General features: G+C 45.2%; 16 protein-coding genes. 3 read left to right on the plus strand and 13 right to left on the minus strand.

Annotation, left to right across the window (positions count from 1 at the left end; genetic code table 11):
* Window positions 1–493 precede the first annotated feature (493 nt).
* The 11 genes from J2T16_RS05125 to J2T16_RS05175 all read right to left on the minus strand — a co-directional run bounded on the left by J2T16_RS05125 (window position 494) and on the right by J2T16_RS05175 (window position 14703).
* A complete protein-coding gene (locus J2T16_RS05125) occupies window positions 494–1462 on the minus strand; it encodes a sugar phosphate isomerase/epimerase family protein (protein ID WP_336122557.1) in 969 nt (322 codons plus the stop codon).
* A gap of 118 nt (window positions 1463–1580) precedes the next feature.
* Window positions 1581–3275 (minus strand): DUF8769 domain-containing protein, encoded by a 1695-nt coding sequence (locus tag J2T16_RS05130; RefSeq protein WP_336122556.1) that lies wholly within the window; start codon window positions 3273–3275, stop codon window positions 1581–1583.
* A gap of 20 nt (window positions 3276–3295) precedes the next feature.
* Window positions 3296–4168 (minus strand): carbohydrate ABC transporter permease, encoded by an 873-nt coding sequence (locus J2T16_RS05135; protein ID WP_090920547.1) that lies wholly within the window; start codon window positions 4166–4168, stop codon window positions 3296–3298.
* A gap of 60 nt (window positions 4169–4228) precedes the next feature.
* The gene (locus tag J2T16_RS05140; RefSeq protein ID WP_499017901.1) at window positions 4229–5131 is read right to left on the minus strand and encodes an ABC transporter permease; all 903 of its coding nucleotides are present in this window, start codon (window positions 5129–5131) and stop codon (window positions 4229–4231) included.
* 117 nt (window positions 5132–5248) lie between these two features.
* A complete protein-coding gene (locus J2T16_RS05145) occupies window positions 5249–6853 on the minus strand; it encodes an extracellular solute-binding protein (RefSeq protein WP_499017902.1) in 1605 nt (534 codons plus the stop codon).
* 392 nt (window positions 6854–7245) lie between these two features.
* A complete protein-coding gene (locus J2T16_RS05150) occupies window positions 7246–7617 on the minus strand; it encodes a protein kinase family protein (RefSeq protein WP_154886162.1) in 372 nt (123 codons plus the stop codon).
* Window positions 7618–7784: 167 nt separating this feature from the next.
* Window positions 7785–10028 carry a helix-turn-helix domain-containing protein gene (locus J2T16_RS05155; RefSeq protein WP_499017904.1) on the minus strand — a complete coding sequence of 748 codons (2244 nt, stop codon included), beginning with the start codon at window positions 10026–10028 and terminating at the stop codon, window positions 7785–7787.
* A 46-nt stretch (window positions 10029–10074) separates the two neighbouring features.
* Window positions 10075–11283 (minus strand): MFS transporter, encoded by a 1209-nt coding sequence (locus J2T16_RS05160; protein WP_499017905.1) that lies wholly within the window; start codon window positions 11281–11283, stop codon window positions 10075–10077.
* Between the two features lie 76 nt (window positions 11284–11359).
* The gene (locus J2T16_RS05165; RefSeq protein ID WP_221789722.1) at window positions 11360–12376 is read right to left on the minus strand and encodes an ROK family protein; all 1017 of its coding nucleotides are present in this window, start codon (window positions 12374–12376) and stop codon (window positions 11360–11362) included.
* A 57-nt stretch (window positions 12377–12433) separates the two neighbouring features.
* Window positions 12434–13687, minus strand: coding sequence for an ROK family transcriptional regulator (locus J2T16_RS05170; RefSeq protein WP_221789723.1), 1254 nt, complete (start codon window positions 13685–13687; stop codon window positions 12434–12436).
* Window positions 13688–13863: 176 nt separating this feature from the next.
* Window positions 13864–14703 carry a YitT family protein gene (locus tag J2T16_RS05175; protein WP_090920568.1) on the minus strand — a complete coding sequence of 280 codons (840 nt, stop codon included), beginning with the start codon at window positions 14701–14703 and terminating at the stop codon, window positions 13864–13866.
* Window positions 14704–15090: 387 nt separating this feature from the next.
* Between J2T16_RS05175 and desA the strand changes: the two genes are divergently transcribed.
* The 3 genes from desA to J2T16_RS05190 all read left to right on the plus strand — a co-directional run bounded on the left by desA (window position 15091) and on the right by J2T16_RS05190 (window position 17986).
* On the plus strand, window positions 15091–16149 hold the full coding sequence (gene desA / locus J2T16_RS05180; RefSeq protein ID WP_499017908.1) for a Delta(5) desaturase DesA: 1059 nt from the start codon (window positions 15091–15093) through the stop codon (window positions 16147–16149).
* A 92-nt stretch (window positions 16150–16241) separates the two neighbouring features.
* Window positions 16242–17390, plus strand: coding sequence for a sensor histidine kinase (locus J2T16_RS05185; protein WP_154887338.1), 1149 nt, complete (start codon window positions 16242–16244; stop codon window positions 17388–17390).
* Window positions 17387–17986, plus strand: coding sequence for a response regulator transcription factor (locus J2T16_RS05190; RefSeq protein ID WP_154984201.1), 600 nt, complete (start codon window positions 17387–17389; stop codon window positions 17984–17986). Before J2T16_RS05185 ends, J2T16_RS05190 begins: the two co-directional genes overlap by 4 nt.
* Before the next feature lie 174 nt (window positions 17987–18160).
* On the opposite strand, the gene J2T16_RS05195 is transcribed toward J2T16_RS05190, so the two are convergent.
* Both J2T16_RS05195 and J2T16_RS05200 read right to left on the minus strand, forming a co-directional pair.
* On the minus strand, window positions 18161–19045 hold the full coding sequence (locus J2T16_RS05195; RefSeq protein ID WP_221789725.1) for a hypothetical protein: 885 nt from the start codon (window positions 19043–19045) through the stop codon (window positions 18161–18163).
* A gap of 64 nt (window positions 19046–19109) precedes the next feature.
* Window positions 19110–19853, minus strand: a complete 744-nt coding sequence (locus tag J2T16_RS05200; protein ID WP_090920578.1) for a polysaccharide deacetylase family protein — start codon at window positions 19851–19853, stop codon at window positions 19110–19112.
* Window positions 19854–19985 lie beyond the last annotated feature (132 nt).

The raw sequence follows: 19985 nt of genomic DNA on the forward strand, positions 1-19985 counted from the left end.
GTCAACGAAGGAACCATAGAACCCAAATCCATTGCGTTATGATGCGTCAATCTGAGAAAAAGCTAGCTAGTGTCCAATATTAAGGGGTTGAACCGCTGGTGATCGTTAGAATTTTATAACAGTCTAGATGGAGGAAATAAGCTTCCTGCTGATCGTTAGAACTTTAAGGGTCAGGATTAGAACTCATTTTTGCTATTCTTATCTGATACGTTAACGTGTTCCGATCACCGCTCCGTTCAATCGCTCTCTCCATTCCGTTCCTCCCCTTGACTTGCTTGACGCACTCAGCTTCAATGCATTAAACAAAAAACACGAGAGAGTGTATGCTCTCCTCGTGTTTCTGTGTTTCTGTGTTTCTGTGTTTCTGTGTTTCTGTGTTTCTGTGCATTTTGTGTTTTCTGTGCTTTCTCTGTTTTCTGCAATTTCTGTGTTTGCTCTATTTACTCACGCTTGTTGTACTTTGCACTTCCTCAATTCCGCTAGTGCATCCAACTTATTTCGCCAGCTGCTTATCCTCCCGACGTTCAGCAATACGAGCGGTAATGAGTTTATGACTTTCGTCAATCTCCTCGGGCGTGCAGGCCGCTTTCAGTTCATACACTTTCACAGGAGATCGATCGATGATATCTAGAAATGAATCAAAATAGCTCATGTCCTGACTATGAATATACGGACACCAGTGGTCGGACAATCCTACCGTTTCATGGATGTGAACACCTACGACATGATCGATCAGCACATTCGCTTCGCGCACATTGTCATACAATCCCATGCGATCCATCATCATGCCGTGGCCGATATCATACCATAATCCAAGCGGTGCACCCTTCATCTGACCAATGATCGTTCCTGCTTCCTGCAACGTAGGTATCTGATAACAGCGTGAACGGGTTTCAATTCCGAAATTCACACCATATCCACGCTGCTCTGACAGATTACATACCTCTTCCAGACTTTCCTGTATGCGTCTCAAGTAGTGCTCACTACTAGCCTGTCTCTTCTCCAGCATCTCATGCCACAACGCTTGATAAGCTGGTGAATCCTTGCCTTGCTCGTGATAGATCTTTTTCAGAGCTTCATCAATGTTATACTCAAACGGCACTTCCCCCGGGTGCACAACTACAGCCTTCGCACCGTAGCGATGAGCATATTCGGCAGAACGAATTAACAGTTCAATCGCTCTTTTACGCCGCGGCTCATCGTCAAATCCAAGTAACACGGAATCTGTACCGTAATCCGGATCAGCTACATGCGGAAACGTGTTATGCACACTCGATACACCCACTTGCCCACGTTCAATCATCGGTTCAATCGTCTTTAATAGCTCATCCGTCACATTATAATTCAACTCCACCTGCCTGAATCCAAGCGACAGAATCTCGTCGATCATACCTTCACCCGTCGTATGGTGCTTGATATTCCAACATGTCGAGAATGAGTATTCTTTTTTGTCTGTATACATTTACTCTGCCCTGCCTCCTTCCGCACATTAGCCCTATCCCAGTCCTTCTAATAGCCTTCTATAGAAGTCCACTCTTAGTCTCCTGCCTAACCTTATGATACCGTCTTGCCTCATCGATCTATTCGCTGATCTCGAGTTCAAACTTCATACGGTTCTCCGTCACGCCCGGAACATAACGATAGATTATTTCAGCATAGTCGGTATACATTAATACTGCCGGCGCTGGTGCTTCTGCTTTTACAGAACAGGTTAGCCCCGGAAGCGTCCAGCGTGTCGGTTGTAAATGCTGTGGATGCAGGTGAGGTCCTTTGATTTCAAAATAAACCTCGATCTCTTCCGCCGTATCCAGCTGCACTTCAATATGCAATGTTTCCGGCGTGACCTCCGCTTCAAAAGTGATGCCCCGCAGATGGCTGTTCCAGTCTCCACCTGTTTCGCGCCGAACAAGACGCAAGTAATACCGCTCTCCTGTCTCGGTCTGCCAATGAATCGTTGCCGGATGCATCTGGCCGTTGGTATTGCGACTGCCAGACATCGCTCCCATCATTCGTGTCTCACCAATCCAGGCCGAAGCGGTACATAAATTTCGATTCGCTTTTGGATCGCTCCGTTCGCAAAGCTCCATGAACTGTTTTTGCACGAGTCGGTCTCCTTGATGGGCTTTGAAATACGGTACAGCCTCTTCAGGGACATCAACACCCAACAACGCTATCATCGGATCATGCCCCGATTCGCAGTTCATGCCTGTCAAATACTCGTAGCCTTCTCCCAGCAATAGATAGAGAAAGACACCGATCGAGCTATGCTCCCGCATCTCCATATCATATGCCCGTGCAAATGGCCCGGAGAGATTCTCCAGATTGGCATTGTAATACAGCGCGATATTGTTCCATAATCCATGCTCAATCGAGTGAGCAATTTCAGTCATGCGCTCAGTTACAGCATACTTTCGGAACATGCCAAGTACGGCGAGATCCACCCCGTAATAGGTCGTGGTATTGAACTCGGCAAACGTGCCTCCGAACTGCTCAAACTCCTGTAACAGACTTTCGGCCTGTGCATCCGCATGCTGAATCCAATCCGTTCGCTGGAACCGATGTCCATAATAATGGGTAATAAAAATATGCATCAGTTCAATGTTGGTGTTCATCGGAATCACATCTGACCGTCTGCGATCAACAGAGCCCTGAACGGCACGTTCCATCGCTTCATCCATCCGCTGAATAAGCGTATCCGGCAGAAGTGCCGCAAACTCGGCTGTTGCTATAGCACACGCACATGCGATAAATTCCCGCCAGTTTGGATCATAACTGATCCAGACCGGGGGTAAAACAGCGTTCACGGACGTATAGAACAGTTCTTTCAATTGTTTGGCGTCTGCGCCTTCTTTCATCAAATCATTCTCTTGCTGCAGATTATGAATAAACTGCGCAGACACCTTCTCAAAGGTGCGTTCCAGGAAATAGGCTGTGCCTGGCGCAAATGATTTCCATGCATAATGACCCGCAGGCGGGTGCTCTTCATTTGTCTGGGTAGCAAAGGTGCCGTGATAGATTTCTTCTGGCGCATCATATTGATAATCGAGCACTTTGTGAAACACACGAACAGCCCGCTCGACATCGCCGGGCTCCTGACGAATCAGCAAGCCCAGCGCATAATGTGCACTGCCTCGTGTACCATGCTCTGATGCATCGTCTTCAAAGCTGCGAAGCAACGCGAATTCATCGTCATAAAAACGATCCATCATAATCATGGACTGGTGTACTAGATGTTGCTGTTCCTTGGACATCTTCTTAACCATCGGTTGTGTCATGCCTATGACCTCCTGGGACGTTAACCTTTTACAGCACCTACCATTACACCGCTGATGAAAAATCGTTGCAACCATGGATAGACGAGCAGGATTGGCAACGTCGAAAATATTACGCTAGCTGCTTTCAAGCTTTCCGGTAATACATGAACCGCGCCAATACCTTCATTTTGCATCAGTTCGGTGATTTGGTTTTGCTGAATCATCTGATATAACTTCAATTGTAACGGATACAACTCCGGTTTGGTAATATACATTAACGCATCCTGGAATCCATTCCAGCGTCCTACAGCGTAAAACAGGCTGAGCGTTGCCATTACCGGCAGAGATAGTGGCAGTATAATGCGCATTAACGTTCCAATCTGGGTACTGCCATCAATATCAGCAGCTTCCTCCAGACTTTCCGGAATGCCGCGAAAAAAGGTGATCAGAATAATCATATAAAACGGACTGATCAGGCCAGGAAGAATTAATCCCCAAGTGCTGTCAAGCAAATGCAAATTTTTGATCAAAATATACTCCGGGATTATTCCCCCGCTAAAAAACATCGTCACAACAATGACCAGCATGAACCATTTGCGGCCTCTCAGACTGCTTTTGGCAAGGGGATATGCTGCCATAATCGTCATAAGCATACTAAGCACCGTACTCAGAACCGTCAGCCAGATCGTGTAGATCAGGGAACGAATCATGGAGCCATCACCGAACACCTTGCCATAGGCTTCCCAGGACAGCTCTTTGGGGAAAAAGGAAACCTCTCCCGAACCGATCGCCCGGTTCGAGCTAAGCGAGATCGCAATGATATGGATAAATGGTGCAAGGCACAGTACCATCGCAATGACAATCAGAATTACATTTACTGTGTTGAATATTCGATTCGCCGTGTTTTCCGACATCTCACTCACTCCTTACAGATCATAGATGGATACCGTGTTGCCGCAGAAGCATTCATTCCGTTACATAATGCTCTCATCTGTCAATTTTTTAGATGCGTAGTTTGCACCGAGGATGAAAATCAGTCCAACGACAGCCTGGAACAGTCCCACTGCGGTCGCCAGAGTTACCTGGCCGGATTGCAGACCCAGACGGTACACAAACGTACTAAGCACATCCGAATATTCGCGTACTGCCACATTTCCGATGATGAACGGCCTGTCAAAACAGATAGAAATCATGTTACCAACGTTAATGATTAGCAAGGTAACAATCGTCGTTTTGATGCCTGGCAGGGAGATATGCCAAATTCTGCGCAAACGGCTGGCTCCGTCTACCTCGGCTGCTTCATAGAGTTCACGGTTAATGCCTGTAAGGGATGCCAGATACAAAATTGTTCCCCAGCCTGCGCTCTGCCACACGCCCACGGCTAGATACGTAAAGATCCAATAGTTTTTATCCGATAGAAATGGAAGCGGATCAAGCCCCATGCTCATTAACATGTTGTTAATGAATCCAGATTGTGTGCCAAACACCTGCAATACGATACCACCTATGATAACCCAGGAAATAAAGTGCGGAATGTAAAGCAGCGTCTGTGCCATCTTTTTGAACCAGGCGACTCGTAATTCAAAAAGCAGAATAGCCAGAATCAGTGGTGCTGGAAAGGAGACAAGCAAGTCGAGCAAGTTAAGCACAATAGTATTGCGCAAGGCGGTATAGAACCCTTGATTTTGAAACACTTCCTTAAACCCATCGAATCCAATCCACTCACTGCCACCGATCCCTTGGAAGAAGTTAAAATCCTTGAATGCGATCTGTACCCCATACATTGGACCGTATTTGAAAATGATGAAGTATAACATGGGCAACACAAGTAATGCGTACATTTGCCAGTTTCTGCGGAAATAAGTGCCTGTCTTCATAATGTTCCCCCCAAGTCGTGAAGGATGTCTCATGGAAGGCGATCCTTACATCGCCCCCATGAAAAAGTCCTGTTCAATACGGCCAGACCTGTCTAACCTGCGCTATATGATGAATAATTACTTCATCGCTTTGTAAGCCTCCGTACGCTCATCAAGAACAGCTTGGCCTCCACTTGCCATATAATCACTCATCATACTGTTATACACAGCTTCAAAATCAGCCGGTTTGGAGATGGTTGTTTTCACAATAAACTCAGAGAATTTGTCTTTTAAGCCGTTACCATAACGAGATTCCGCTTCAATTGGTTTGGAGAAACGCACGGGTTGAATCGTATCCGTATTGGAGATGGCTACCGATTTACGCATGTCATCCCGATATTTGGGATCTACCTGAACGACATAAGCCTCTTCGTTTTTCTTTTCATCTCCGACATATTTTCCGTTTACAATGATGGCAATATCACCAGAGTTGTAGATCCGACCAGCAATTTCAGGAGAAGCATCTTCTTTAATCTGCGGTACTCCGTCCACCAGTTCATAGTTCTCGTCTTTCACGCCGTATTGTAGATCAAACAAATTGTTGCCAGAAGCCATCCAATCCAGATATTTCATAGCCGCTTCTGCATTCTGACTTGTTTTAGGAATCATGACATACATCGCATTGGGTGCATATGCCGGCTTGGCAAATTTGCCTTCCGAATTTTTGAATGCATCAATCGGTGTCATCACCGCATCAGGTTTATTCGTTTGCAGGTTTTTATACGTACCTGAGATGTAAATTTCTCCGGCATCTTCACTGTAGAAACCTACTTTCCCGTTGGATACATCTTCCCATAGTTTCTTCTTGTCTTTATCCAGCCCGAAGTCTGCACTTATTAATCCCTCGTTATACAACGTGTTCATATATTTCAGTGCATCTTTGAAGCCAGGGAGCAACGTTGGATAATCATTAGAGCCTAGCTGTTGAGTCAGTGTATATCTCTGTTCTTCCGTAAGAGGTTGAATGAAAGACCAGATCAATGGCTCATATTGCGCCGAAGCGATTGACATCCCCATGGGAATGAGTGCCGAGCCCACCTTGCCCGGATCTTTCTCCTTGATTGCTTTCAAGGCTGTGTGCAGTTCTTCAGCCGTTTGAGGCGTTGGCAGTCCAAGTGCATCCAGCCAGTCCTGGCGAACATAAGAAGCGTACTTTCCTAACACCAGACGTTTACCCGGAACTGCGAATTGTTGTCCATCATACTGACCGTATGCCAGCGTGTCATCACCCAAAAATGTTTTCAGATTGCTTCCCTCTTTGTTCAGCAGATCAGTCAACTCTGTCAAACCGCCTTGTGAGGCATAACGATTAAATGTACCGGAATCATAAGTGAATACAATATCGGGCACTTCAGAACCACTTGCCATGAGCACGTTAAGCTTCTGCACTTCTTCTGAGCGGGGAACGGGAACAAATTGAACATCAATGTTGTTCGGGTCACCAAATTCCTTTTGAATGAAGCGTGTCAGATAACTATCGGAGATGGTGTAACCAGCCGGTGTATTTCCCCGGTCAAAAATTTCTACTTTCAACGTGGTTCTGTTCCCCGCACCCGCTTCCCCGGATGATGAAGATGATGATTCACTGCCTGACGAACACGCGGATAATAATAGAGTGAATGCTGTTACCGCTGCGAGAATCGAACTTGCCTTTCCTGCCTTGCGTCTTTGAAATAATTTCATTTGACCTTTCCCCTTTCGCACTCATTCTGTAATGATTCACATGATCGCCACTCCGTTATTGTTGTACAACTCGTTGCACATGTGAATGTCATTAATTATTACATTGTTTTCTGAAAATCGACAATAAACAATTTTCAAAACAGGATAAAGCTGTTTTAATGTCAAATAACCTATCTTTATAAACAATTTTCCTGACAATAAACTATTTTCACACTAATTATGTTATATAAACTAACACAAATATAAGTTATTCTCACTCTTTTTCAGGTGGTAATTCCCTCTAATTCGACAATCAACGACAAATACTAATCCATTTTCCTGATCTGCGCGCAAATAAAAAAGACCGCCTTATCAGCGGTCATTTCTAAACAATCTATGATGATGCTACTCGACTAGTTTCTTGGAGCAAGATTAAAACGCACTTCTCCAAAAATCGTATCTACTGCGCTTCCTCCGAATTCATCCAGCACATACTCTTTACTCTTGTCGAGATGTTCCAGAATTAATACGTTCAGCTTCTGATCATCATGAATCCCGCCCAGCTTGAACTGTACAGGCAAGCTCAGATGCTCAGCTGTCTCAGTCATGATCTGAACAAGCTCTGACTCATGTCTGTTCCTACTGGTCATGTAGCTTCCCGCTGGAATGTCCAAAGAATATTGCAAACCGTCTACGCTAAAACCGAAGGTACTGTTATCCGTTGTAATGTTAACCTCGCTACCCAGTTCCACGGAGCCCCAAACTTGCTGTCCATACTGATGCATTTTGTCCCCCTCCTTTTGATATATGTATATATAGTTTAGAACATATTGTTTATTTTCTAACTGTGTTCTTACGTCATTTTTCGAGTAGCCTCAAAAAAACTCCCCTACGACGCAACAAAAAATGTACGTTGCTCAAGTAGAGGAGTTTTCAAAAATAATGCTTCGCTTCATTGTTCTTCTTGTTTGCCATATTGCTTGCGATAATCCCCAGGGGTCACGCCAATCACACGTTTGAAAACTCTTCCAAACGAGATCGCATTAGCATACCCCACTTGCTGGGCGATATCCTGAATAGCTGTATCCGTTGATGTTAGCATTCGGCATGCCTTTTCTACTCTCAATTTCACAAGAAAATCAACAAACTTCATACCGAACTCTTCTTTGAACAAATAACTCGCATATTTACCCGAGATTTGAAAACGTTCACTCAGATGTTTCAGCGACAGATCCGGATCATCGAAATGCTCCTCAATGTATACGCGCAGCTCGTTTATCATCGCACGGTGACTTTTCGTTTCATTAACGGCAACATAATTGCGATAGACCTCTTTGAGCCAATCCAGCAAAATCCCCCGAATGCCTTCGAGCGTATCGTCCTCCTGAATTTGCGAGCGAAGCCGCGCCAAAAACAGCTCATCAAATTGGTGTTGCAAACGTTCAGATAACTCCCCGAACTCACGCGCTAACATCTGAATCAACGATTGCAAGAGCATACGAATATCTTTATCGTTCATTTGGTCTTCATTGAACGCAATAAACATCTGGTCAAGCTGCGCTCGCCAGCCATCCCCCGTAAGCCTGAACTCCCGAACGATATCTGCGAGCATTTGCAAATATTTATACGAATGCAGTTCCATGTGGCCTGGCAGTTGTTCACTGAGTACAATCGCATTCTGACCAAGGGTGAGCCGGTGCTGCAGAGCTGTGTCTGCACTGCTATAGGATCGAGTGATTTCTTCCCAGCCATTAACCGTCTGCCCGATTCCGAACGTAAACCGAATCCGGAAATGCTCAGCAATCCACATATGCAACTGTTTAGCCAAATCCATCAGAAGTTCACGACTCAGTCTTTCTTTTTCATTGCAGGCTACCACAACGATTAAACGCCGATTGCCAAACCATTCTGCCCACGCACCAAAATTGCTCTCTTTCTGCACCAGTTCCTTGAACACATTCATCAGTGCCATTTTCAGCGTATTGGAAGGAGCGGGCAGGTCTGCCCCATTCATCTCCGCTACCAATACAGCGGCGCACTGCGGTTCAAGAAACCTTTCCTCAAGCGGTTGCAAGTGACGAAGACGCTGACGGAAAGAATCTATACGTTCACCCTCCATCAAATCCACAAGCAACTGCCTGCGATGAATCAGCAGATTCTCATGATGCTGTTTCTCGTAATCTACGGTTTGAGCAATGAGATGTTCCAGCGCCCGGTCGATCAGTGCAAGCTCGTTTTTGACAGAAGGTGCGGCATTCTCTTCATGCACACGGGGCTGTAACGCCTGAATGCGATTCATCATCAGCTGCATGGGTTTTACGTTTCTACGTGTAATATAGATCAGACCTGCGACCGCACCAGCAATGGTGAGAATACCAATTCCAATCCACACATAGGACACCAGCGATACCCATGAATATAACTGACCTGTCTGAATGCCACTCTCAAAGGTAAGTCCAAGCTTCTCAGCCTTGACCTGATTAAGGACATTCCCCTCTGCCGAGTCAATCTGATGAGCCGAATATACGAGATCCCCATAGTTATTCTTCACCTGTAGAAAAGAAAGATTCGCATCCGTCATATTGTCAATTTGCCTCTCCAAGGCATACATCCGTATGGTAATAACAAGCAGACCTTCACCACCCCAAGGCAGTGGTAGCCATTTATTCATGCTGATGACCTGTGAAGGGACATCAAATGAACGTTCTTTATAGGATCTGGGCTGATTCCAACCCAGATTCAATTTATTTTTCAACGCCTGTTCGATATACGATTTATCCTCAAATTCCTCAAAACTTACCATTCCTCTAGGTGTAATAATGCTCGAATCCGACATTCGGTAGAGGTAAATCGACTGCACCATGCCCTGTTGATCCACCATACGGTTCAGATCACTGGCTGCATCATAAATAAACTGACTGGACAATTGTCCTTTTTCGGCTTCCAAAAAACGACTGTACATTGTGTTCGTTACAATTTCATCCAGCAGTCTCATCTCGATATCGCCTAACGAACGCTCCAATGTGCTGACAATGTAATGTGTGGAGATCATATCCGCTTTTTTGGTTTCTTTTCGTGACAATTCGTTAACAACCAGGAAGGAGAGAAAGATCAGAATGGAAATCGTGAGCAGAAATAGGGGGAAATATGAATAAATCAACCTGGTGTGCCATGTCCGCTTCAGATTTACCTTCATAGGCCTCAGTTCCTTCCGTTTCTACTTTAAGTTTCTAACTCCATTTCTACTCTAACGGGTATGCCCTTCTCTGCTCTTTGGCCTGTCTGCTGACGATATACAGAATAATTGCCCCCATTGCCGCACTGATGGTACAAGCCAGATACATCATTGACGGACCGCCAGTATCCAACAAATAGCCGTTAAGCATATTTCCCACAATGCCTCCGAGTCCTGCAAACACCATGTTAAACAAGCTTTGACCTGTCGCCTGCATCTCACGTCCAGTAACAGACGCCACATATTCCACTGCCGCGATATAGAAAAATCCAAATGACAATCCGTGCAACACCTGAACACCAATCATCACTTCGGGACTTGGCCATAACCATTGAATTCCCCAGCGTAACATGTAGGCTCCCGCTGCCAGCAACATGGTTCGTTCATGTCCCCACCTGCGCAACACATAAGCGGCTACCAGCATAGAGGGTACATTGGTGATGGAAGCGATCAAAAGAGCTGCACCCGTCAAGGCAACCGAGCCACCAGCCATCTGAAATGAAATAACAAAAAAGGAGTTAAATGCTGTAAGGGTCTGATTCACCAGAAAACAACCTGTGAGAAAGAGAAGGAACGTGCGATTTCGAAGTAATCTTGCCAAACCTACGGAGAAAGTTACCGAGGACGAGGATATGCTCGTCTGCTTGGGGAGTGTGCCCGCCAGTATTGCGCTCAAGATGTTGAAAAACAGAAAGGGCAACCATAACATATGAATGGAAAACTGGGAGAGATACATCCCTGCAGCGAATCCGCCAACCCCTGTCCCCAGGCTTCCGAACAGCCGAATCATACCGTAAGAGGTATTCGCCGCTCTTGCTGCCGTTACCGCGTAGGAGTCAGCTACAGGTATCTGTGTCACTTGAAATATAGTGCACAAAGTATAAATCAAAATTAATATAATGTACACCTGAATATTATAAAAATACGCTAACGCTGCTGGAACAAGCAGACTGACCACCAATACAAGGCGTGTTTTTTTGAATTTATCTACCAAAATCCCCCAGATTGGCTGGAGAATGATGGATATTAATGTTCCGAATGCCATGATGAATCCGGTATCCTTACTCGAAAAACCCTGAGCAACCAATATCGGATTGATGTAAGGGTTAAATATGCCTCCAGCAAGTCCCATAAACAGATATAAACCCTGCAATTTAATTAATACAGCTTTTGCTTCATTGAATTCGGCTTTTGTTTTTTTTGTAGTAGCCGTCATATGTCTATCGCTCATCCGGATCTCCATCCTTTGATTTCTGTAGTCTCTGTGTATGGTTTACTCCTATGACTAGCCGCTACATACGTTCAAGGTGACGTCTAATGGAAGCTAGCGCCCCGATTGCCCCTGCTTTATTGCCAAGCTCGGCAATAACCACTTGGACCGGGAGCACAACATAACGTTTGAGTCTGGCCTGAACTTCATTCAGATAATAGGCTGGATTGGATGCAGCTACTCCGCCGCCGAGTACGATAATCGACGGGTTCAGCAGCGCCGTAATATTCGCGAGTCCTCTTGCCATATAACGCATAGGCAGTTCCAGAATTTCAAGTGCAGCTACATCGCCTGACTCCGCCGCCTTGAACACATGTCTTGCTTCAATCTGTTCCACTTCGCCTCCGGCCAGACTCCAGATCAGGGATAGTTCACTTCCCTTACCCGAATTAAAATAATGCCTTGCCCGCTCCGTAATGCCGGTCCCCGACGTCACTTGTTCAAATACACCGAAGGCATCACCATCTGCTACATATTCGGAACTCAGTCCCTCATCACCTGTGATAAAATGTCCTATCTCACCGGCCGCACCGTGCTGCCCACTGTGCAATTCTCCATTGAGCACGAGCGCAGCGCCAATGCCTGTACCTACGGTTACCATTACACTATGACGATGTCCTTTGGCTGCCCCCTGATCCACTTCTCCCATGGCCGCCATGTTCACATCGTTATCCAGAACGATCTTTCCGCTGTAGTACTTGGCGATAATCGGGCGAATATCTTCTTCGGGCCATTGAAATGCAGGAGCGTTCCGAAGCACAGCTTCATCTTGCAAAATAACACCTGGAAAACCTAGCCCCACACCCGCAAGCCGATCCCAATGACATCCAATGTCTGCACAGAATGTTTTTAATTCCGCGAATAACCACTGGAAAAATAGTTCCGGTTGCTCCGCGGATTGTGTTGGCAATCTGCGCTCATGCACTTCTCCACCGCTTTTCTGATTGGATAACAACATCAGTATTTTGGTTCCTCCGATGTCAATACCGGCGACCCATGAGCCTTTCGCTTCGAACCCTTCAAGCTGTGCTTCTGTCATTACACTTCCTCCTTGGCAGATCTGTTCTTTATTATTGGTAGTACAACGGTTCAAAACTTATTTTCTTCGATTTCTACTCTTCAGTCGTCCCTTGCTAAGCTTCATCAATGTATGTTGCAAAGCTACTTGCACAGCCCCTGTAACGACCGCTCGCTCTCCAAGATCCGAACATATCAGCTGTGGTTGCACCGGAAATTGTTCGGCAACAGCTTTCCTTAGCAGAGGTAACAATACATCACCATTCCCGCCAATGCCGCCTCCAAGCACGATTAATTCAGGGGCAAGCAACGTGCTAATCTGACGCAACGCCGAAGCGATCATCTGACTGTACTCCTTCATCATGCTTATAGCCCATCCCTCTCCGCTACGAGTCGCCGCAAAGATATCCTCAGGTTGCATGTCTGAACTTAAAAGGCCTTTTAAGTAATGTCGCTTCGCCAGTCTTATCAGCCCATCAGCCGACAACACATCTTCCAGACGGCGGCCATCCTGCATCCGCATCTCAGCTACTTCACCAGTTAGTCCCCCCAAGCCATGTAATAAATGACCCTGAACCATAATCCCTGCACCCGTTCCCGCCCCAATGGAGAAAAATATGAACAAAGGCGAATTCATCGCAGCTCCCTTTCTATATTCCCCGAGCGCAGCGAGATTCACATCATTGTCCAGCATAATATCACATGGAAAAGCACGAGCTAAGGCATCACGGGAGAAGTCCTGCTCCATGCCTGCAAGCGGGTCAACAATCCGGCTAATCTTGCCTGAGACAGGCAAGACAACACCTGGAATTCCAAACCCAATGCAGCGAAGATCACTCCACTGAAGGCGATTCTTCTGAAGCAGCTGATCCACATAGCTGTGTAACAAGCGAAGTACCGGCACCTCAGAGGCAACAGATGTCTCATACCCCCCCTCGACTTCGGCCTCTCCAGAGGACTGCACGTTTACTGAGTTGAACTGCACGTACTGACCTGGATCAATTGGCGGATAGGTATCATATGCAATGATTTGCCCATTCAGGTCAGACAGGGCAATTCGAATTCGTGTAGCCCCGATATCAATACCACAGACATAATAAGCTGTTTCATTAAATTGAATTAAAGTGGCCTTGCGCCCTTGGGCATTGTCTGCCCGACCTGTCTCCTTCACCAGATTACGCTCAATCAGGTGCTCTACCGCTGATGATACTGTCGGTTTACTAAGTCCTGTTTGACGGCTGATATCCGCTCTCGACATGGAGCCTTGTGTAATCAAGGCATCCATAATCAAGTTTTCATTCAGATTACGGATATATTGCGGTGTGCCAGCCATTTTATCACCTTCGTTTCATAGTTAGTTAAGTTTCTTAACGAATTAAATTCAATATATCATCCTCGTTGAAGTGTGTACAGCACATTTTCCGTAAATCCACAACGCAAAAAGGACCAAATGGGAATGGTTTCCCCACTTCGTCCTTATCCACGCTTGAACCTGTACAATATCATATACTATGACTTCGAAAGCTCGATAAAACCTTCCCCGAATACGTCGCGCACGTCATGAATGGTGATAAACGCAATCTCATCCTCTGCACGTACAATTTTCTTCAGCATTGGAACTTCTTGCTTGCTGATCACAATATACAAAATCTCTTTCGGATTCTTCGTATAATAACCGTGGCCGGACAGAACCGTAACCCCACGATCCATCTTCTCAATGACCTGCTTCGCGATCTGATCCTGCTTCGATGAGATAATCATAACTGCTTTTTTCGGATTCAATCCTTCAATAATAAATTCCATCGTTTTCGTTCCCACAAATAGCAATACAATCGTACACATCAAACCCTGTGGCCCAATGATAAAGTAAGAAGAGAATGCCACGATCAGATCAAAGAAAAGCAATCCGTAGCTGATATTCCAATCCAGGTATTTGTTCGCAAGCCGTGCCAGAATGACAGTGCCTGCCGTTGTTCCTCCTACTTTGACAATTAAACCGATCCCGAGACCTGCAAATACACCTGCAAAAATGGTATTAACCCACAGCTCATCTGATGCAATGCTCCAGCTTTCTGTCAGGTGCAGGAACAGCGAGTTAAAGATAACCGCAATAATCGTATATACTGTCGTGGTTCGATCCAAAAACTTATAACCTACGAGTAATAATATACCGTTGAGAATCAAGTTCATCAGTCCGGGAGACCAGTGAAAGAGATAGTACAAAATGATCGTGATCCCTGTTACGCCCCCCTCTGCAAGATCATTGGGGATGACAAACAAGTTTACCGCCAGCGCAAACAGAAACGCACCAGCCATAATAAATAAAATATCCGTGATTCTTCTTTTCATTCGGCGCTCCATCCAATCCATCCAAAAATAATATCATCTAATACATCTAAAATAACTCTCTACCTAATAATCTGTCATATACACTCCAGGATAGATTCTACCATGCTCTTCGCAAAATTTGTATACATAATACAAATTGTTGCGTCATTTGTGCAAAGGAAATGTGAAAACGCCATCTTTTCACGCTCTGTATCATGTAAAACGGAAACTGACCATGACAAATGTCATGGTCGATACTTGATATTTGTCATTACAGCAGGCTGACGTTTGTGACTTACCGTCATGCTCGCATTCTTTTACAATGATAAAAACGCTTCCCAAAAGAGCATTATCGGGAATCGGCAGGGTACAGACCGCTATGGTTTGTACGCATAAGGAGGAACATGTATGAATAGAAGCAAAGAAATGGCGCTAAAAAAAGAAGTTACACCTTTTGAAAAAAACGATCTCAAACTTAGCATTCGTCAATTAATCAATACATTAGTCCCGCTCTTTCTATTATGGGCAGCTGCATATTACAGCTTATCGATCTCGTACTGGCTTACGTTCCCTATTGCACTAGTGGCATCGGGATTCGTGCTTCGAACGTTTATTATTTTTCATGACTGCTGTCACGGCTCATTCTTCAAAAGCAAACGGGCTAACGATATTCTCGGCACCATCACGGGCGTATTAACCTTGACTCCCTACCAGCAATGGAAAGCAGAGCACTCGATCCACCATGCAACAAGCGGCAATCTGGATAAACGCGGTGTAGGTGACATCTGGGTTATGACCGTCGATGAATATAAGTCTGCAACACCTTGGATGCGTCTCTTCTATCGTGTGTATCGTAACCCAGTGATCATGTTTGGCATTGGACCGATCTATGTGTTTCTGTTTGTCTATCGTTTTAACCGCAAAGCGGCAAGACGCAAGGAAAGAATTAATACCCATTTAACAACAATTCTAATCATTGCTCTATATAGCTTTATGTGCTGGCTGATTGGATGGCAAGCTTTTGTCATGGTGCAAGCACCCGTATTTTTCTTCTCCGGTTTCTTTGGCATCTGGCTGTTCTACGTACAGCACCAGTTTGAAGAAACATATTTCGAACACGAAGACGAATGGAGTTATGTCAAAGCAGCAGTAGAGGGAAGCTCCTATTACAAGCTGCCGAAGTTGCTACAATGGATCAGCGGAAATATTGGATTCCACCATGTGCATCACTTGAGCCCACGTGTGCCGAACTACTATCTGGAAGAAGCACATAACTCAACACCGCCTTTGCAGAAGGCCACAACGATTACACTACGTTCCAGTCTGGTTGCACTCCGCTTCCGTCTGTGGGATGAAGAACACAAACAATTCATCAGTTTCAGAGAGCTGAAACAAGCATCACGCAAAAAGTATATTCCGAATCCTATTCGGGTAACTAATCAAGCGGGTCTGACAGAGAAGCCTTAGGCTCTGTCAGATTCGTTTTCTTGTATTCGGACAGCAGTCATGCTACAGTCAGGCTAAAGTCCAGTAACACCTTTTTCAAGGAGGAGAATGATATTCAGAAATGGTCGCAACTATTTTATAAAAATACAGGGTTGAATCCATATGTATGGCTTGTTTTTTTCATTCTGCCCTTCTACTACATCTCTCAATATTCGCAATTGTGGACACTGGTGACCGGCATTATCATTATTCTTGTATTTTTCGTGTGTTATCTACTGGCCTTCATTACCAAGGGCTGGCAGGTCTACATGTGGATCGGACTACTGATTGCCATATCCGTTACGATGACGATTGCATATGATTATGCCTATTTCTCATTATTTCTCGCTTTTTTTATTGGCAATATTAAAAATAAAGCTGGATTTTTCACCCTTTACTCGGTAAATCTCGGTGCAAGCTTCCTTACGGTCAATTATGGTTTTATCAATCAAAACTCAATGCTGCTCAGCCAGTTTCCATTTGTCTTTATCAGCCTGATGGCCTCTATTCTCCTACCGATTAGCACGTACAATAAAAACAAGCGAGAGCAACTAGAAGGCCAGCTTGAAAGTGCGAACAAACGGCTGGACGATCTGGTGAAAATGGAAGAGCGTCAACGGATTGCACGAGACTTACACGATACACTGGGGCAAAAGCTCTCGCTGATCGGTCTCAAAACCGATCTGGCCAAGCGCTTGCTTCGCAAAAATCCGGATCAAGCCATCATTGAACTGAATGAACTTAGACAGACAGCAAGCACAGCTTTGAAGGAAGTTCGCGAGATGGTTACAACGATGCGCGGAACGCAACTTGTGGATGAGATGTTCCGGGCGGAGCAGATTCTGAAAGCCGCTTCCATTGAATTTATTTTACAAGGCAACCCCAAGCTACAGGACACCTCTCAATTAAATGAAAATGTACTCGGAATGTGTTTAAAGGAAGCGGTGACCAATGTAGTCAAACACAGTCAGGCTACGAGGTGTATTATTGGAATTGAAGAAACCCCTTCCCACAATGTCTTAACCGTAGACGATAATGGGATAGGCATGGAGCGCACGCGCAAGCAAGATCGACGCGGAACGGGCATTCTCGGCATGAAAGAACGACTGGAATTTGTGAACGGCTGCATGGACATTCGGTCAGGTACAGGAATCGAAGGTACATCGCTGATCATCCATGTGCCCAAGCTGGTACGCAAACCGATAAAGGAGGCAGAAGAATGATCAGAATCGTCATTGCTGAAGATCAGCGCATGATGCTAGGCGCATTATCTTCGCTACTTAATCTGGAGGAAGACATGGAGGTTGTTGGACAAGCTAGCAATGGCCAGGAAGCTCTTGCGCTCGTACAACAACATGCGCCTGATATCTGTTTAATGGATATCGAAATGCCTGTTAAGAGTGGGTTAGAAGCTGCCGAGGAACTCAAAGGCATGAACTGCAAAGTCATTATTCTTACCACGTTTGCCAGAACCGGATATTTCGAACGTGCGCTTAAAGGCGGTGTTCGCGGTTATTTGCTTAAGGACAGCCCTATAGAAGAGCTCGCCGAAGCGATTCGTCAAGTGATGAATGGCAGACGCATCTTCGCTCCTGATCTGGTCGATGAAGCTTATGTAGAGGAAAATCCATTAACCGAACGTGAACACGCTGTGCTTGGCCTCATGGCTGACGGAAAAAACACGAAGGAAATTGCCGGACACTTGTTCATTACAACGGGCACTGTTCGGAATTACATCTCGATTATTCTTAACAAATTGAATGCAAGTAACCGCATTGAAGCGATCACCCGTTCCAAAGAAAAAGGGTGGTTTAAGTGAAGGAGCCGGTAATGGACGCAAACGATAAACGGTCCCCATTACCTTGCATCAGAAACGCAATAACCAAAAAGGCTCGGCTCAAGAAGGTTCCTCTTGTGCCAAGCTTTTTTTGGTTATTTGCCTTTGGTTTGACTGTTCGCGATCATCATTAAGATACGTCCATGCAATAAGCCATCATTTTACCGACACAACCATGCCAAGCGCATCCAGTGGAACTTGGTCTGTTTTCAACTGATGAATTCGTTTGCCGTCTTGCCATGAAATTGCAACACGCACGCTTTTTCCGCCACTAGCATATTGCACGTCCACAAATCCTTTGTCTTTGGGGGCAGGAAGCGTATGTGACTCCAGATACTCAACCATTTTCTTCGCAATCCCTGGGTTGTTCATCTGATCCTCAGACACAGATCGAATCTGTAATGTCCACCGGCCCTCTTGCCATGTCAGATACTGACTCCCTGCGGCACCTTCGACCATACCTTTGATACCGTGTCCCAGATCCACACTCATATCCTTCGGTATGTTTTGCACATCCGTTTCAGGGAATAAGTCCGTTTGATCGGGATTCTCATAGGTTTTCACTTCATAACTGGCTAACCAAGGCGTTTTACTGTTTGACTTCGTAAATGAGGGATCATTTAAAGTCGTTGGTTTGTCTCCTGTATAGAAGTTTACATGTGAAGCATCTATCGTATTTGTTGTAATGGCTGCGCCCAAATACTGACCCTTAGCTAATGGGAAGGTTGTCGGAAGTGACACATCCTGATTCTTCAACTCATTACGAACAGCCTTTACCACTTCGTCAACATCGGATAACTCTGAATGAGTTGTACTTTCATTCGTGCTCGAATTGGCTGTGCTGTCTTTGCCCGTTGAAGCAGAAGAATCATCGGAAGAAGCGGAGTTCCCGCTGCCAGACTGCGTTTGCTCACTACCGGTTGTTGTAGATGGTTGCCCACTTGTTGATGGCTGATTGGAGTCTGGCCCTCCGCATCCAGCCAGCGCGAGCACAACGGCTGTCGTCACCGGAATGGTCATCCATATCGATTGTTTTTTCATGATGTATACCTCCTAATGATTGCACCGGCCCAGTTTCTAGTTTTTCGTTTCAAGTAACCTGTTCTCAGCGCTTGTCATTCCAGAAATTCACCGGTTGCACATTTTTGGTTAAAATTTCGAATTGATATCCTTCCGCCTTCAATGTTTTCAATACTTGAGGCAGTACTTTCAACGTAGCCTCCTGATCATGCATAAGTACTACAGGCGTGGTACCATTTTTGTGGACGTTGTGAACTTGCTGCATGACGTTGTTGTAAACTTTCTGATGATCCTTTTTGTATTTCCAGTCGAGTGAGTCAACATTCCAATCCCACAGATGAAATCCTCCCTGCGCTAGAAGCACGTTACGATAAGCAGGTTTCAAATAAGGTTTACTGCCATAGGGCGTGCGTACAAGACTCGTTTTAACACCTGCAACCTTATTCAAGCTTTCATTGGCTTGTTGCATTTCTTTCAATCCGCTGTAAGCATTTTTATAAAATTTGCTTGGCACATGGGTTACACCATGCAATCCAAGTCCATGTCCTTCTTTGACAATACGCTTCGTTGCTTTCTGATATTGCTCCATATGAGGCCCGAGCATGAAAAAGGTAGCTTTAACTTTATATTGATCCAAAATATCGAGAAGTTGATCGGTATGTGCTGTAGGGCCATCATCAAAAGTCAGATATAAAATTTTCGTACTGGCCTTAGAGTTTGATTTATCGGCGGATGACGCTGTGGCCGATGCAGACTGTGGCAACAATAACAACGGAAACAGAAGTAAAATAGCAAGTGTAGCAACGAATGATTTACGAAGTTGTAGCATAATAATAGTCTCCCTTGTGTGTGTTTTTACCCGGGTGTGTGTATCCTCTTAACTCGTATCCCTTGGCGATTAATTTTAATAGTATCAGAGACACCTTTCACTCTTCTCGCTTCAAAGGCTACGGATGAGTTA

Origin of the sequence: Paenibacillus intestini (assembly GCF_030803945.1) — a bacterium.
Lineage (GTDB): Bacteria > Bacillota > Bacilli > Paenibacillales > Paenibacillaceae > Paenibacillus > Paenibacillus polysaccharolyticus.